Origin of the sequence: Paenibacillus sp. LPE1-1-1.1, assembly GCF_040676435.1 — a bacterium.
Classification (GTDB): Bacteria; Bacillota; Bacilli; order Paenibacillales; family Paenibacillaceae; genus Pristimantibacillus.
Genome location: NZ_JBEGHY010000012.1, coordinates 803,435 through 819,608 on the forward strand (window position 1 = coordinate 803,435; position 16,174 = coordinate 819,608).

Consider the following 16,174-nt stretch of genomic DNA (forward strand, 5'->3'; position numbering starts at 1 on the left):
AGGAGAGGTGAGCGTCGATGAAGATTGCCAAAAGAGGCAGCGGGGCAGCAGCGAGGTTGTATTCGGATGATAAGCTCCGTCTAGGCTTAAACGCGATGAGATATAGGCTGCTTGGAGCGGAGATCGACAAAGGGCTGCTGTTCAAGCTGTTTGTGTATATTATTTTAATCAATGTCGCCTTTATTTACATTAAGCCGATTTTGTACATGGTGACGACGATGGTGAAGGACGCCCAAAACATTCTCGATCCGACCGTCATCTGGGTGCCGAAAACGATTTTTCTCGGGCATCTGCAGCAGGCGGCCGACATGCTGAATTATGGCAAAAGCTTTCTTATCAGCATGACGCTCGCTTCCTCGGTGGCGGTGCTGCAGGTATTTTCCTGCGCGATTGCCGGTTATGCGTTTGCGAGGCTGGATTTCCCGTTCAAAAAAGTATGGGGAGCCTTGCTATTATTTACGTTTATTATGCCGCCGCAGATTACGATTCTTCCATCGATCATGCTCTTTAAGGAGTTCGGCTGGCTGAACACGTTTTTGCCGATGGTTGTTCCGGCCTTATTCGGTCACGGCTTGAAGGGGGCGATGTTCGTCATAATCTACCGCGCCTTCTATTCCACGCTGCCGAAGGAGCTGGACGAGGCGGCGCGGATGGACGGAGCGGGACCCTTCCGCATGTTCTTTCGCGTCATGTTTCCGATATCCCGGTCGGCAACCGTTGTCGTCGTGTTGTTCTCGTTCGTATGGAACTGGAATGATTTTTATTTTCCGTCATTGTTTATGTTTACGGCCGAAAACGTTCCGTTATCGATCACGCTGGCGAGAATGGCCGGTGAAATGAAGCTGGCCGAAGGGGCGGGAGAGATTACCGTATATGCCGAAGCCGTCAAAATGGCCGCGTCGTTCCTCATCATTATGCCGCTGCTCGTCGTTTACCTGTTTGCCCAGCGTTGGTTTATCGAAGGGGTTGAACGGACGGGCTTAGTGGAGTAGGGCTTAAAAACAATCGTTGACAGAATGATTTTGAGATGATAAATTCTTAGCACTTGCATTAATGCCGACTAAACTTATATTCTTAATTGGATTATCGACCGGACAGCCGGAGATGCCTTAGGGCAGCTCTGGCTGTTTTTTAAAATATAAGAAAGTATAAATTTCATCCTTATACTTTGCTTATATTTCAACGCGAAACGAGCTTTTGCCGCAATGACGGCGTCAGCCGTTTACGCTTGTGAAAAACTTTATTGGGGGTATGGAAAGCATGAGCAGACCGGAACGGAAGCTTAACCTAAACGCGTTTCTGGCAGCCTCGGGCCATCATGAAGCCTCGTGGCGCCATCCAGATGCGCATCCGGATAAAGGGGTGGATATCAAGCACTATTTGAAGCTGGCTCAAATCGCCGAGAGGGGCTTGCTGGATTCCGTGTTTCTGGCAGACGGCTACTGGGCGCATTCGGGCTCGCTGGAGCCGTTCACGATGTTATCGGCGTTAGCGGCGGCAACGAAGCATATCGGCTTGATTGCCACGGTCGAAACGACCTATAACCAGCCGTTCCATGTTGCGCGGAAGTTTGCATCCTTGGATCATATCAGCAAAGGCAGGGCGGGCTGGAATATCGTAACCGGTGCGGGCCCGGCAGCCGAGCATTTTAGCAAAGGTCAGCATCCCGAGCATCATGAGCGGTACGAATCGGCGGAGGAATTCGTTGAAATCGTGAAGGGATTATGGGACAGCTGGGAGGATGACGCGGTGCGCAATGACAAAATAAACGACATCCTCATTGACCCCGCAAAGGTCCGGCCGCTCGATTATGAAGGGAAGCATTACCGCGTAAAAGGACCGCTCAATATCGCCCGCCCGCCGCAAGGCTATCCGGTGCTCGTGCAGGCTGGATCCTCAGAAACCGGCAAGGCGTTTGCGGCAAAGGTGGCGGAGGTGATCTTCACGGCGCAGCTAACCTTCGGCGAGGCCCAGGCTTTTTACAAAGACGTGAAATCACGCTTGGCCTCGTTTGGGAGAACGGCGGACCAGCTGAAAATTTTGCCGGGCTTAAGTCCGATTCTGGCAGATACGGAGGCGGAGGCAAAGGATATCGAGGATCAGTTGTTCGGCCTTATCGACCATGAGGGAGCGATTAACCGGTTGTCCTCCCGGCTCGGCATCGATTTATCGCAGCATTCCCTGGATGATCTTGTCAGCCTGGACGGCGCGCATTCTACGGATCAAGTGAACGGCATGAAGAGCCGCCATCAGCTCATCTTGGATTTGATCGAACGGGAGCAGCCGACGCTCAGGCAATTAATTAACCGCTTGGCGGGAGCAAGAGGACATTTCACCTTTACGGGCACGCCGCTGCAGCTGGCCGATGAAATCGAAAAATGGTTTCGGAACGGCGCGGCGGACGGCTTTAACCTGATGCCTCAGATTTACCCGAGCGGCCTGGAGCAGTTTGTAGATAAGGTTATTCCAGAGCTGCAAAATCGCGGCCTGTTCCGCACCTCTTACGAGGAGCAAACCTTGCGCGGCCATTTAGGACTTGCGCGTCCGGCAAATGCCAGTCAAATCCAACCATCTGAAAAAGAGGTGCATGTATCATGAGCGAAGCAAATCGCAAGGTTCACTTGAATGTATTTTTAAGGGCTACGGGACATCATGCAGGCGCATGGCGCCATGATGACTCCCATCCCGAGCTGGAGTTAGACATTGATTATTTGGGACAGCTTGCAAGAATTGCCGAACGCGGCAAGCTGGATTCCGTTTTTCTCGCGGATGGTTACGCAGGAGGCGGAAGCAAGCTGGAGCCGTTTACGCTGCTGTCGGCATTAGCTTCCGTCACCGAGCATATCGGCTTGATCGCGACGGTGGGTACGGTGTACAACGAGCCGTTTCACGTTGCGCGGCAGTTTGCTTCGCTGGACCATATCAGCGGAGGCAGGGCAGGCTGGAACATCGTTACGGGCGCCGGCTCCGCCGCTCATAATTTCAGCAGAGACGAACATCCGGAGCATGCGCAGCGTTATGAGACGGGCGAGGAGTTTGTGGAAGTCGTGAAGCAGCTGTGGGACAGCTGGGAGGACGATGCGCTCATCTTCGACAAAGAGGGCGGCAAGTTAGTCGATTCGAACAAGGTCCATGAGATTAACTTCAAAGGACATACGTACGCGGTGAAAGGACCGCTTAACATTCCTCGTCCGCCTCAGGGTTACCCGGTGCTTGTGCAGGCAGGTTCCTCTGAGCTCGGCAAGGAGCTGGCAGCCAAAACGGCAGAGGTGATCTTCACCGCGCAGCAGACCTTCGATGCCGGCCGCGAGTTTTACCACGATGTGAAATCCCGTCTGGCGAAGTACGGAAGAACCGCCGATGAGCTCGTTATTTTGCCGGGTCTAGCCCCTATCGTAGCCGATACGGAAGCCGAGGCCCGCGAGCTGGAGGAGGAGCTGCATTCCTTTGTGGATACGAAGCGCGCGCTGGACAGCTTATCCGAGCGGTTCACGGTTAATTTAAATGATTACGAATTGGATGCCCCGGTGCCGCTCGACAAAGCGAAGCCGGCCGAAGAGTTTAACGGCATCCGAAGCCGGCAAGAGGTTATCCTGGATGCGGCGCGCAGGGAAAATTTCACCATCCGGCAGCTGCTGTATCGGAGCAATGGCGGGCATGGCCATATTACGTTCACCGGATCTGTTCTGCAGACAGCCGATCTGATCGAGAAATGGTTCCGAAACCATGCGGCTGACGGCTTTAACGTACTGCCTCAGCTTTTTCCGACAGGCCTGGAAATCTTCGTAGACAAGGTCATACCGGAGCTTCAGAACCGCGGCATATTCCGCACGGAATATGAAGGCACGACGCTGCGCGAGAGCCTGGGTCTGGCCCGTCCCGCCAATACGCGCAAGTTTCAGAGCGTTTAAGACGAACCGCTACTACTTGATAGAAATGAGAGGATATCAGATGAAGAAGTTGGGGTCTTTCCTTATTTTAATCGTAATTGCAGCAATGGTCACGGCATGCGGAGGGGGCAATAATGCTCCGGAAAGCGGGAATGCAGCGTCAAATGCGCCGGGTGCCGATAAAGGCTCGGCAGAGCAGGGGGATTTCAAGAAGCTGGGCGACGAGCCGCTAAAACTAACCTTTTATTCAACGGGCGCTACGTTTACGGATGTGGAATTCGAAGCCATGATCGCAGGGCCGATCCATGCGAAATACCCGAACGTGACGATTGAACGCATTACGCCGGCTGCGACGACGACGCCGGAGGAGGTTTTATCGACGCATGTGCCGGATATTATTTTCGGCAGCGTGCAGCAGCGCGTTATCCGTACGGGCGTTTATCAAGATTTGCGGGAGCTGATCAAAAAACACAATTTTGATGAAAGCCGGCTTAAGCCCATCGGATACGACTATATCAAAGACATAACGAAGGGAAAAGGAGATGCCGTACTCGCGCTTCCATTCAATATTAATCAGCATGTGATGTACTACAACAAAGATATTTTCGATAAATTCGGCGTGCCGTACCCGACAGAAAAACAATTAACATGGGATGAAGCGGTTGAGCTTGGCACGAAGCTGACCAGAACCGAGAACGGAGTCAATTACATTGGTCTGGTCGTGGATAATTTAACAGGCCTGTCCAAATCGCTGGGGCTTCCTTATTTGGACCGCGAGACCGGTCAAGCCGCGCTGGATACGCCGGATTGGCTGCGGGTATTCGAACTTTACAAGCGGATCCTTGAAATACCGGGCTATATCACGCCGGACGGCACTTGGAACTGGACGCGCGATCACTTTATGAAGGATCAGAATGTCGCGATCCGCGTATCCTGGCTCGCGAACATGGTCGGCCCGCTTGAGGAGCTGCGCCAGCAGGGCGTGGAATTCAATTGGGATATCGCGCCGGCGCCGAACTTTAGCGACCAGCTTGGAACAACAAGGGAAGCCCAAATCCACTCCATTGCGATCAATAGCCAAAGCCCTCATCAAGACGAGGCGTTCCAGGTGATCGCGGAAATTTTATCCGATGAAGGACAACGCATTATCGCGAAGAACGGCCGCGTTCCGGCTGTTATTAACCCGGAGCTGGAGAAGGACTACGGCGCGGAGATTCCTGTTCTGCAGGGCAAAACGGTACAAAACGTTTTCATCGGCGAGCCGCGTCAAGAGCACTACATCCATCCATACGAATCAAGCATAAGCATACGTCTCACTGAGGCGGCTGAGGATCTTGCGATTAACGGGCTCGATGTCAACTCGGCCATTCGCAAAGCGACTGAAGCAATTAATAAGGATGTCGAAACGTTAAAAACGACGATCGGTGAATAAGCTGTCTTTTGGAGAGGAGATACAATATGAGTCATGCCCAGCGAAAGTTGAATCTTAATGCCTTTTTGTTCGGGACCGGCCACCATGAGGCATCATGGCGGCTCCCGGAGTCTGAGCCGAACCGCAATCTCGATTTTCAGCAGGTGCTGAAGATCGCCCAGACGGCAGAAAGGGGGCTCATGGATTCCGTGTTTTTGGCAGACGGCTATTCCGGGCGCTCCAACAAGCTGGAGCCCTTTACGGAGCTGGCTGCGCTGGCGGGCAGGACGAAGCATATCGGGCTGATTGCCACCGTGGGCACGACGTATAACGAGCCGTTTCACGTGGCGCGCAAGTTTGCTTCGCTGGATCACATCAGCAAAGGGCGGGCAGGCTGGAATATCGTAACGGGAGCCGGCTCGGCCGCGCATAATTTTGGCCGGGATGAACATCCCGAACATGCCCTTCGCTATGAAGAAGCCGATGAATTCGTAGAGGTTGCGAAGCAGCTGTGGGACAGCTGGGAGGACGGAGCTGTCTTAAATGACAAAGCCTCCGGAACGCGCGTGGCTAAGGATAAGGTCCATACGATCGATTTTAAAGGCAAATATTATTCGGTGAAAGGTCCGCTTAACATCGCGCGTCCGCCGCAGGGCTATCCGGTACTCGTGCAAGCGGGCTCCTCCGAGAGCGGCAAGGAGTTTGCGGCGAAGACGGCGGAGGTTATATTTACCGCTCATCAAAGCATCGAAAGCGCTCAAGCCTTCTACCGGGATGTGAAGTCCAGGCTTCCCAAATACGGCAGAACGCCGGAGCAGCTAAAGATCCTTCCCGGCATTAGTCCTATTATCGGGGATACGTCGGAGCAGGCTTATGAGATCGAGAACGAACTATTTGAGTTCGTGAACAAAGATAGCGCAGTGAAGCGATTGTCGGAACGCCTCGGCATCGACCTTTCGAACCACCCGCTCGATCAGCCCTTATCCCTGGAAGGGGTTCGCGAGACAGAGGATGTGAACGGCAACAAAAGCCGGCATCAGCTCATCTTGGATCTCGCGCGCCATGAACATTTGACGCTGGGGCAGCTCATTAACCGGCTGGCGGGAGCAAGAGGCCATTTTACCTTTACCGGTACGGCTCTTCAGCTGGCAGACATCATCGAAAGCTGGTTTCTTAACGGAGCAGCGGACGGCTTTAATGTCATGCCGCAAATTTATCCCAGCGGGTTGGAGCAATTCGTCGACAAGGTCATTCCCGAGCTGCAAAATCGCGGTTTGTTCCGGACGGAATACGAGGGAACTACCTTACGTGAAAATCTGGGATTGGAAAGGCCGGCGAACGTCCGTTACGGACAGAAGGCCATTTTCTAAGAAACGGAGACAAGGAGACTGCTATGAACGAAACCATTCAATTATTGAAAAACCATCGCTCGATCCGCAAATATAAGTCCACGCCGATTCCGGAGGAGAAGCTGGAGGAAATCATATTGGCAGCCCAGGCTGCCTCTACCTCCTCTAACATACAGGCTTACACCATAGTGGCCGTAACGGATCCGGAACGGAAGCGGAAATTAGCGGAGCTTGCCGGCAATCAGCAGCATATCATCGAGAGCCCCGTTTTTCTCGTATGGTGCGCAGATCTAAATAAGATAACCGTAGCGACGAATTTGCATGAGGACACGGAGCTGCATCAAAATGTAGAGTTGTTTCTGCTGGGGACAATCGACGCGACCCTTGCCGCCCAGAACGCGGCGATCGCCGCAGAATCGCTGGGTTACGGGATTGTCTACATTGGAGGGATCCGCAATAATCCGCAGGGCGTTACCGATTTGCTGGAGCTGCCGCCTCTTGTTTATCCCGTGTTTGGCCTGTCCCTCGGCGTGCCGGATCAGGAGCCTGATCTTCGTCCAAGGCTTCCGCTAACCGCTGTCTACCATAAAGAAGTCTATAAGAAAGAAGGGCTTAAAGAGGATATTGAGGCTTACGACGAGATCACGCGCGGTTATTACGCAGCCCGCAAGGGAGGCGGGAAGGGCGGCGACCAGGCTACAAAATGGTCGCTGGAGATGCAGAAAAGGTTCAGCTCGGGGCGGCTTCGCGGCCATTTGCATGATTTTCTGACGGGCCAAGGCTTTCGTTTGAAGTAGAGAAAGGGGAGGACATATGAGCGATACAAAATCGGACAAGAAGGCGCATTTTAACGTTTTTTTGCGAGGTGCCGGACATCATGCAGCCGCTTGGAAGCATCCGGCCTCAACCCCTAAGGAGGACCTTGATCTCGGCTATTACGCCAATATTGCAAAAATCGCCGAACGCGGATTGTTCGATTCCTTGTTTACCGCGGACAACTATTCGGGCCTCGGCAGAAGACTGGAGCCATTTACGCTTCTTGCGGGACTGGCCGCGCTGACCAAGCATGTCGGACTAATCGCGACGGTCAGCACAACGTATAACGATCCTTTTCATGTGGCGCGAAAGTTCGCTTCGCTCGACCATATCAGCAAAGGCAGGGCAGCCTGGAATATCGTTACGGGGCATTCGCAGGCCGATGCGGAAAACTTCAATAAGGCGGAGCATCCCGAGGTGACGAAGCGTTACGAGATCGGCGATGAGTTCGTCGAAGTGACGAAGCAGCTCTGGGACAGCTGGGAAGAGGATGCGCTTATTTACGATAGGGTGTCGGAGGTGACGCTGGATACAAGCAAGGTGTACGAGATCAACTTTAAGGGGAAATACCATTCGGTAAAAGGACCGCTCAACATTCCGCGTCCGCCGCAGGGCTATCCCGTGCTGGTTCAGGCAGGTTCCTCGGAGAGCGGCAGGGAGCTTGCGGCCAAGTCGGCTGACGTGATCTTCACGGCACAGCAAACGCTTGGCGCCGCGCAGGCGTTTTATGCGGATGTGAAAGGAAGATTGCAAAAGCATGGACGAACGCCTGATCAATTGCTGATCATGCCGGGACTTTGTCCGATTACGGCCGATACGGCGGCGGAGGCAAGGGAGATCGAGGAAGAGTTTAATGCGTTGTTGAATACGAAGCAATCGCTGAAGAGGCTGTCCAATTATTTTACGGTGGACTTGTCGGAATACCCGCTCGACGGCCTTGTGCCAATTGACAAGGCGAAGCCATACGGTGCAATAACGACGGGCATTACGAGCCGTCAAGAGGTTGTCGTTGATGCGGCTATACGGGACAAAATGACGATTCGCCAGTTTCTTGCCCGCAGCGCTGCCGGCCACGGCCATGTATCGTTCACCGGCTCCGTCCTGCAGACAGCGGATTTTATTGAAAGCTGGATTAAAAATAACGGTGCAGACGGCTTTAACATTTTGCCCCATATTTATTACAGCGGCTTCGAGACGTTTGTCGATAAGGTCATCCCCGAGCTGCAAAACCGCGGACTATTCCGTACCGCATACGAGGGGAAAACGCTTCGCGAAAATTTGGGCCTGGCAAAGCCCGAAAACAAACATAAAGCAATCTGGGCATTAGGGAAAGAAGAAAAAAAACTAAAATCGCAAAACGGTTAGCAGAACGATCGTATTTCCAAAAATCTGAGGAGGTTTTTTTGATGTCCGTTCAATATCGGAATTTAGGAGCAAGCGGTTTAAAGGTTAGTGAAATCAGTCTCGGAAGCTGGCTTACGTATGGTGGCTACGTAGAGCGCGAGAATGCGGTGAAGTCGATTCAAACCGCGTACGACCTCGGCATTAATTTCTTTGACACCGCCAACGTATACGCGAAGGGCGAGGCAGAGAAGGTTGTGGGGGAAACACTCCGGGCTTATCCCCGCGAATCTTATGTGCTTGCAACGAAGGTTTACGGAAAAATCGGCGACGGGCCGAATGACCGCGGCTTATCCCGAAAGCATGTGATCGAATCGGCAAACGCAAGCTTAAAGCGGCTTGGACTCGAGTATGTGGATGTCTTCTACAGCCACCGCTTTGATACGGAGACGCCGCTCGAAGAAACGCTTCGCGCATTCGAGGACTTGGTTCGCCAAGGCAAGGTCCATTATGTCGGCGTCAGCGAATGGACGGCGGCGCAAATTACGGAAGCCTTCGCGATTGCGGACAAATATTTGCTCGACCGCATTGTGGTCAACCAACCGATCTACAACTTATTTGAGCGTTACATCGAGAAGGAAATTATTCCCCTCGGGCTCAAAAAGGGCTTTGGCCAGGTTGTTTTTTCACCGCTTGCGCAAGGCCTGTTAACAGGTAAATATACGGCAGACAATCAAGTTCCTGACGAGTCTCGCGCGGCGAAGCATGAAAACTTTAAAAATAAAATTACGGAAGAGAAGCTTACAAAGGTAGAGCAGCTGAAGGGTATCGCGGCTGAGCTTGATATTACGGTCGGTCAGCTATCTCTTGCTTGGATTCTGCGCCAGCCTAACGTATCCAGCGCATTGGTCGGAGCGAGCCGTCCCGAGCAGGTAGAAGAAAACGCGAAGGCCTCGGGGATCGTGCTCGACGGAAATACGTTAGAGCGCATCTCGTCCATTATAGATAATGATCCGGCAGCTTCCAAAGGCAAATTCTAATACCGATTGCATGGAATGAAAGCAAATGCAAATCCAGTAAAGAATGCTTCTTTACTGGATTTTGTCATGGGTAAAAAGCAGGTGGAAATCAGCAGGCGGTTAACAAGGAATGCGATGAAGCGGTTGATTCCGTAACTAATGATTGCCAATTAACGATATATCGTATAGTATTCTAATTAATACGATATATCGTTAACGGAGGAGATTTCGGAATGACTGAAGGATGGCAGCCAGAGGAACGATTATTTTTGCACCATGCGCTTGAAAGGGATAACACGGGCTCGGGCAGGCGCTATTTCAGCCGCGGCGGAGTGAAGTTTGCGCTGCTGGAGCTGCTGGAGAAGGAGAGCATGCATGGCTATCAGATGATGAAGGCGCTTGAGGATCAATCGGGCGGCACCTACAAGCCGAGTGCCGGTTCGATCTATCCGACCCTGCAAATGCTGCGGGACCAGGGATTCGTGGAATCCTCAAAGCAGGACGGCAAGAAGGTATTTGAAATCACGGATGAAGGCAGGGCTTATTTGCTTGAGGAGAAGGAAAACGGCATTGATCCGTCAGAGCGCCGGGAGTTTGGCAGCCCGGATGAAGAGGGGGCGCCTTGTGACCGGAACAAGCCTAATCGGCGGTTAACGCCCGCGGGCAAGGAGCTGCTTCATTTATTGAAGGCAGCTGAACGGACGGCCGTGGGCGATGCCGGCAAAGCGGTGCAGCTGCGCATCGTGCTCGATCAATTGCGGCTCGCGCTGCGTCAAATCGCTTCTGAAGAAGAAAGCAATCGCGGGGGTAATGCCTATGAGCAGCAATCTTAAATCGGCCCCCATGTACAGGCAAGGCGGCGGGATGGGGAAATTCGGCAACGGCGAGAAGGCAAAGCCGGCAAGCATTTACAGCATGTTTGTACGAATCTTTAGGCATGCCCGGACGCAGCTGCCGCTATTGATTGCTTCGATAGCCTGCGTAATCGCCATTTCGCTGCTGGAATTCATCGTGCCGCAATTGACTCGTTATACCATCGACCATATTATCCCGAACCAGCTGTTCAGCAAGCTTATTTTGATTGGCGGAGGAGTATTGGGCTCGGCTGTCGCGTTAGGCGCCCTGCGGTATATCAGTACCTCGCTCATGGCCTCCGTCGGGCAAAAAGTGCTTTACAATCTTCGCAATGAGCTTTACCGGCATATGCAAAGCTTGGATATTTCCTTCTTTGACCGCAATCGTACCGGTGATTTGATGTCACGCGTCACGAACGACGTAAGCATCCTTCAGCAGATGATTTCCTCCAGCATGATGCAATTATTTACCGATTTCTTCACCTTTACGGCCATTGCGGTTTATATGCTTTGGATCGATTGGAAACTCACTTTGCTTCTGCTCGCGACCTTCCCGTTTATGATTTTGACGACGAAGTTTTTTGGCAAGAGAATGCGTTCATCGTTCCGAACGGTGCAGGAGTCCGTGGCTGACGTCAGCGACCATCTGCAAAATACGCTGACGGGCATCAGGCTCATCAAAGCGTTTACCGCTGAGGAATACGAGTCGGAGCGTTTCTCGGAACGAACGCTGCGGAACATGGATGCGAATATTCAGGTGACCCGCTTGCGGGCCGCTTATGAACCTATTATCGATTTTCTTAATTTTCTTGGTCTCGCGATCGTGCTGGTCTTCGGCGCTTGGCTGGCGATGAAGGACCAGATGACCGTGGGCACCATTGTGGCGTTTATCGCTTATCTGCGTTTATTGCAAAATCCGGTTCGCCATTTTAGCCGCATCATGAATACGATTCAGCAATCCGCTGCCGCTTATGAGCGCATTATGGAGGTCATGAACACAAAAGCCGAAATCGTTGAGCGGAAGGATGCGCGCAGGCTTCCCGTTGTGAACGGGCATATCGTTTTTAATCAAATCGATTTTGCTTATTCGAGCGACTCGGCCGTTCTCAAAGACTTTCATTTGGAGCTGGAGGCAGGCAAGGTGACCGCGCTGGTCGGATCATCGGGTTCGGGCAAAACAACGATTGCGCATCTCATTGCCAGATTTTATGATCCGCAGTCCGGAGAAATAACGATTGACGGTTATTCGTTAAAGGATGTCACATTAGCCTCGCTAAGAGAGCAAATCGGGATTGTATCGCAGGACATCGTCTTGTTCAACGGTTCGATTGCGGAAAATATCCGTTACGGCAATCATCATTCGACGGATGCGGAAGTTATGGCGGCGGCTGAAGCGGCGAATGCTGCCGGTTTTATCGATTCCTTTCCGCAGGGCTACGAGACGCAAATTGGCGAACGGGGCGTAAAGCTGTCAGGCGGCCAAAAGCAGCGGCTTTCGATTGCCAGGGCTATTCTGAAAAATCCGCGGATCATCATTCTGGACGAAGCCACCGCTTCGCTTGACACGGAATCGGAGCAGCATATCCAGGATGCGCTGGCGCAGCTGCTGCAAGGCCGGACCTGTCTAGTAATTGCGCATCGTTTATCTACCATTCAGAAGGCAAACCGGATTTACGTGCTGGAGCAGGGCAAAATCGTGGAGCATGGCACGCATGACGAGCTGCTGGAACTGCAAGGCCGTTACAACCAGCTGTATGAACTGCAATTCCCGCAAACGGATGAAGCGTAAGGAAAATACTCCAATCTAGGAAGTGATCGTTTTTTGAAATCAAAAAGAATACTGACGGATTTTTTTCGGAAAACGTGGTATATCTACCTGGTCTCGATCTTTTTCCATTTGATTTCTAACTTGATTAATGTTTTTTACCCAAAGGTGCTGGGACAGTTTACGGATAAGCTGCAGCTGGGCGGATTAACAAGCAAGCTGATTGTGGACTACAGCTTGCTGCTGCTGCTGATTGGCGTCGGCCATGTGCTGTTTAACGGCTTAGCGATGTATTTGGTTATGTATGTGGGAAGAAAATTCGAGTTTCTTGTCCGGCGGGGATTGTTCAAGCATTTTACCGACATGAGCGAGAAGTTTTATTCGAAAAACGGCGTCGGCAAGCTGCTCAGCTACTTTATGAATGATGTCACCGCGGTTCGCGAGTCGATCTCCATGGGCGTCAACTCGACCGCGAACGCCACGATGCTGCTAATCGCGGCAGTAACCATGATGCTGCTGAGCCATATTCCTTATTATTTAATTTTGGCTTCGGTTTTCCCGCTGCTGCTGATCCCGGTCATCGTCGTCTACCTCGGTCCGATTATTAGAAAGCGGTCGCTTGAGGTGCAGGAAGCGCTTGGCACAATGACGGAAACCGCGGAAGAGCAATTCGGCGGGATAAGGGTGACCAAGAAATTCGCGGTCGAAGACATTATGATTGAGCGCTTTGGCAAAACCGTCGAGCAAATCAGGCATAATCAATTGCGTCTCGTGCGCGTTTCTTCTTTCTTTCAAGCGTTGATTCCGTTTCTTGGCGCAATTGCTTTAATTATCGCGCTTGCCTTTGGGGGCTATTTGACGATCGCGAAGCAGATTACGCTTGGTAATTTCGTTGCCTTAACGCTTTACATCCGAATGCTGATGAATCCGCTTCAGCAAATTGGTAACGTAATCAATTCCATTCAACGCTCGCGCGCTTCGCTCGAGAGGTTAAACGGATTGCTTGCGCAGCAATCGGATATTGTGGAGCTGGAGCATGCAAAGGCTGTCGATTTGGAGGAAGCAGGCATTACCGTTCGGAATTTGTCCTTCGCTTACGATCAAGCTTCGAATCCCGTGCTGCGAAATATCAGCTTGCATGTAAAATCAGGCACGACCCTGGGGATCATCGGCCGCACAGGCAGCGGGAAAACAACCTTGATGAAGCTGCTGCTCCGTACCTTTGATCCGCCTCCCGGCACGATCGTTTACGGGCAGACGGATGTGAGAGAGATGACGCTTGCGAGCTTGCGCAATCAAATTGCCTATGTGCCCCAGGATGGTTTCTTATTCAGCACGACGATTAAAGAAAATATCGCATTCTCTAACCGGGAGCTTGACCTTGATGCCGTTGAGGCTGCCGCAAAGCATGCCCAAATCTACGATAACATCGTTGAACTGCCGAATCAGTTCGAAACCAGGCTCGGCGAGCGCGGCTTAACCTTATCGGGCGGCCAGCGCCAGCGAACGAGCCTTGCGCGGGGAATCATCAAGAATGCTCCGATTATGATTCTGGACGATAGCGTCAGCGCGGTAGACGCGGTGACGGAGAAGGATATTATTGAAGCGCTCCAAAGCGAAAGAAACGGCAAAACGACGATCATCATTGCGCACCGCATCAGCGCCATTAAGCATGCCGATGAAATTATTGTGCTGGACGACGGCAGGATTGTGCAGCGGGGAACGCATGCGGAACTGTTGATGCAGCAAGGTCTCTATGCAACGCTTCATGCCATACAGGAGGAGGGGAGTCAACATGCGACCGGCACAAGCCATTCATAATTGGCAGGCGGATCAGAAAGGTGATCCTAATCAGCCGGAACAGAAGCCGGAATATGTATCTGCCTTCCGTACGCTGTTCGGCTATGCAAAACCGCATTTATGGGCATTCATCGGCGTATTTTGCTGTACATTGATTGCCATCTTATCGGATTTGCTGCAGCCTTTTTTGATGAAAATAGCGATTGATGATAATTTATTATCCGGCAAAAACGATTTCAAAGGCCTGCTTACGATTTGTTTTATATATTTTGGTTTATCTTTGTCGAGCTTGCTTTTTACTTATTTCCAAAACAATCTGCTCCAAAATATCGGCCAAAGCATCGTGTCGCGTATTCGCAAGCAGCTGTTCGGACATATTTTGAAGCAGTCGATGCGTTATTTCGACCGCATGTCGAGCGGCAGTCTCATTACGCATGTTTCGAGTGATACAGAGGCGCTCAATCAATTTTTTAATCAAGTGCTGCTGAGCCTGTTCCGCGACGGTCTGACCCTGGTCTTCATTATTGTAATGATGTTTCAGCTGGACACGAAGCTGGCGCTGTATTGCTTAATCCTGCTTCCGATCATATGGGCAATCGCCATTGCCTTCCGTTCCTTTATGCGTACGACCTATCAGCTTGCTAGGACGAGATTATCCCGTTTGGTCGCTTTTGTAGCCGAAAATTTGTCCGGCATGAATTTGGTGCAGGTGTTCCACCAGCAAAAGGAACAGGAAAAGCAGTTCAATGAGCGAAACGGCTTGTATTTCAAGGCGAATCTTCGGGAAATCCGGACGAATGTCGTGTTTGGCCGGACCTTTGATATTTTGAGCAATTTATCGATTGCTTTCGTAACGTGGATCGGCGGCAATGCCGTGCTCGGGCAGCAGCTTGAATTTGGGGTGCTTTATGCATTCATTACGTATATCCGCCAGTTTTTTCAGCCGATTAATACGATCACGCAGCAGTGGAATACGCTCCAGTCGGCCACGGTGGCCGTTACCCGAATTTGGAGCGTGTTTGCGAATAAGCCGGATGTTACGGATCGCGGGCTGGACCATGTGGATTTGCGGAAGGAAGAGCTGGGCGAAGAAGCGGATGAACATCAGGCTTCCATGTCGAGTCTCAGCCTGGAGCAGGTAAAAGGACGGATCGACTTTAACCGAATCTCCTTTTCTTACGAGGAAGGGATACCGATCATCCGCGATTTGGATCTGCACATTAGTTCCGGCGAGCTCATCGGCGTGGTGGGGACGACCGGAGCAGGCAAAAGCTCGCTGATCAGCTTGTTATGCCGCTTCTATGATGTGAAGGAAGGCAGCATTCTCATCGATGAGACGGATGTGAGAGACATTCCGCAGGCCACGCTCCACCGGCTGGTCGGGCTTGTACAGCAGGAACCTTACCTTTATTCGGGCAGCATCATCGAAAATATTAGAATGTTTGATGAGTCGATCTCCCGCGAGGAGGTTATCCGCGCCTGCGAATTTGTCGGGGCGGATACGATTATCAAGAAGCTGAAGGACGGGTACGAGACGAAGCTGTCGGAGCGCGGCAGCGGCCTGTCGGCCGGCGAGCGCCAGCTTATCTCCTTCGCCAGAATTATCGTTTTCAAGCCAAAGGTGCTTATTTTGGACGAGGCAAGCGCGAATCTGGATTCGCACACGGAGCAGCTGATCCAGAATGCGCTTCAGGTCGTATCCCAGGATCGAACGACGATTGTCATCGCGCACCGGTTGTCTACCATCATGCAGGCGGACCGGATCATCGTCATGAGCCACGGCGAGATCGTGGAGCAGGGCAATCATCAAGAGCTGCTTGAGCATGACGGCCACTACAAGGAGCTTTATGAGCATTCGCAGGGCAATGTAGCGGTATAGCCGGCAGTTAGCTGCATCGCCCTTTAAGAATCGGCACGTGCCGCAAGGCC

The 16,174-nt window shown here is 52.0% G+C and carries 12 protein-coding genes; all 12 read left to right on the forward strand.

Annotation, left to right across the window (positions count from 1 at the left end; genetic code table 11):
- Positions 1–17: 17 nt before the first annotated feature.
- Complete coding sequence (locus MRBLPE1_RS14065; RefSeq protein ID WP_364146209.1) at positions 18–992, forward strand: carbohydrate ABC transporter permease; 975 nt, start codon at positions 18–20, stop codon at positions 990–992.
- A gap of 268 nt (positions 993–1,260) precedes the next feature.
- Entirely contained in the window at positions 1,261–2,598 is a 1,338-nt protein-coding gene (locus MRBLPE1_RS14070) for an LLM class flavin-dependent oxidoreductase (RefSeq protein WP_364146210.1), read from the forward strand.
- Positions 2,595–3,911: an LLM class flavin-dependent oxidoreductase gene (locus MRBLPE1_RS14075; RefSeq protein ID WP_364146212.1), complete on the forward strand. Its 1,317-nt coding sequence runs from the start codon at positions 2,595–2,597 to the stop codon at positions 3,909–3,911. The genes MRBLPE1_RS14070 and MRBLPE1_RS14075 overlap by 4 nt, the downstream gene beginning before the upstream one ends.
- A 40-nt stretch (positions 3,912–3,951) precedes the next feature.
- Positions 3,952–5,322 (forward strand): ABC transporter substrate-binding protein, encoded by a 1,371-nt coding sequence (locus MRBLPE1_RS14080; protein WP_364146214.1) that lies wholly within the window; start codon positions 3,952–3,954, stop codon positions 5,320–5,322.
- A 26-nt stretch (positions 5,323–5,348) separates the two neighbouring features.
- Complete coding sequence (locus MRBLPE1_RS14085; RefSeq protein ID WP_364146216.1) at positions 5,349–6,671, forward strand: LLM class flavin-dependent oxidoreductase; 1,323 nt, start codon at positions 5,349–5,351, stop codon at positions 6,669–6,671.
- A 23-nt stretch (positions 6,672–6,694) separates the two neighbouring features.
- Positions 6,695–7,447, forward strand: a complete 753-nt coding sequence (nfsA, locus tag MRBLPE1_RS14090) for an oxygen-insensitive NADPH nitroreductase (RefSeq protein WP_364146218.1) — start codon at positions 6,695–6,697, stop codon at positions 7,445–7,447.
- A 16-nt stretch (positions 7,448–7,463) separates the two neighbouring features.
- Positions 7,464–8,831, forward strand: coding sequence for an LLM class flavin-dependent oxidoreductase (locus tag MRBLPE1_RS14095; protein WP_364146220.1), 1,368 nt, complete (start codon positions 7,464–7,466; stop codon positions 8,829–8,831).
- Positions 8,832–8,872: 41 nt separating this feature from the next.
- The gene (locus tag MRBLPE1_RS14100; protein ID WP_364146222.1) at positions 8,873–9,847 is read left to right on the forward strand and encodes an aldo/keto reductase family protein; all 975 of its coding nucleotides are present in this window, start codon (positions 8,873–8,875) and stop codon (positions 9,845–9,847) included.
- A gap of 212 nt (positions 9,848–10,059) precedes the next feature.
- On the forward strand, positions 10,060–10,659 hold the full coding sequence (locus tag MRBLPE1_RS14105; protein ID WP_364146224.1) for a PadR family transcriptional regulator: 600 nt from the start codon (positions 10,060–10,062) through the stop codon (positions 10,657–10,659).
- A complete protein-coding gene (locus MRBLPE1_RS14110; protein ID WP_364146226.1) occupies positions 10,643–12,469 on the forward strand; it encodes an ABC transporter ATP-binding protein in 1,827 nt (608 codons plus the stop codon). Before MRBLPE1_RS14105 ends, MRBLPE1_RS14110 begins: the two co-directional genes overlap by 17 nt.
- A 33-nt stretch (positions 12,470–12,502) precedes the next feature.
- On the forward strand, positions 12,503–14,266 hold the full coding sequence (locus tag MRBLPE1_RS14115; protein ID WP_364146228.1) for an ABC transporter ATP-binding protein: 1,764 nt from the start codon (positions 12,503–12,505) through the stop codon (positions 14,264–14,266).
- Positions 14,241–16,124 carry an ABC transporter ATP-binding protein gene (locus MRBLPE1_RS14120; RefSeq protein ID WP_364146230.1) on the forward strand — a complete coding sequence of 628 codons (1,884 nt, stop codon included), beginning with the start codon at positions 14,241–14,243 and terminating at the stop codon, positions 16,122–16,124. Before MRBLPE1_RS14115 ends, MRBLPE1_RS14120 begins: the two co-directional genes overlap by 26 nt.
- Positions 16,125–16,174: the final 50 nt, after the last annotated feature.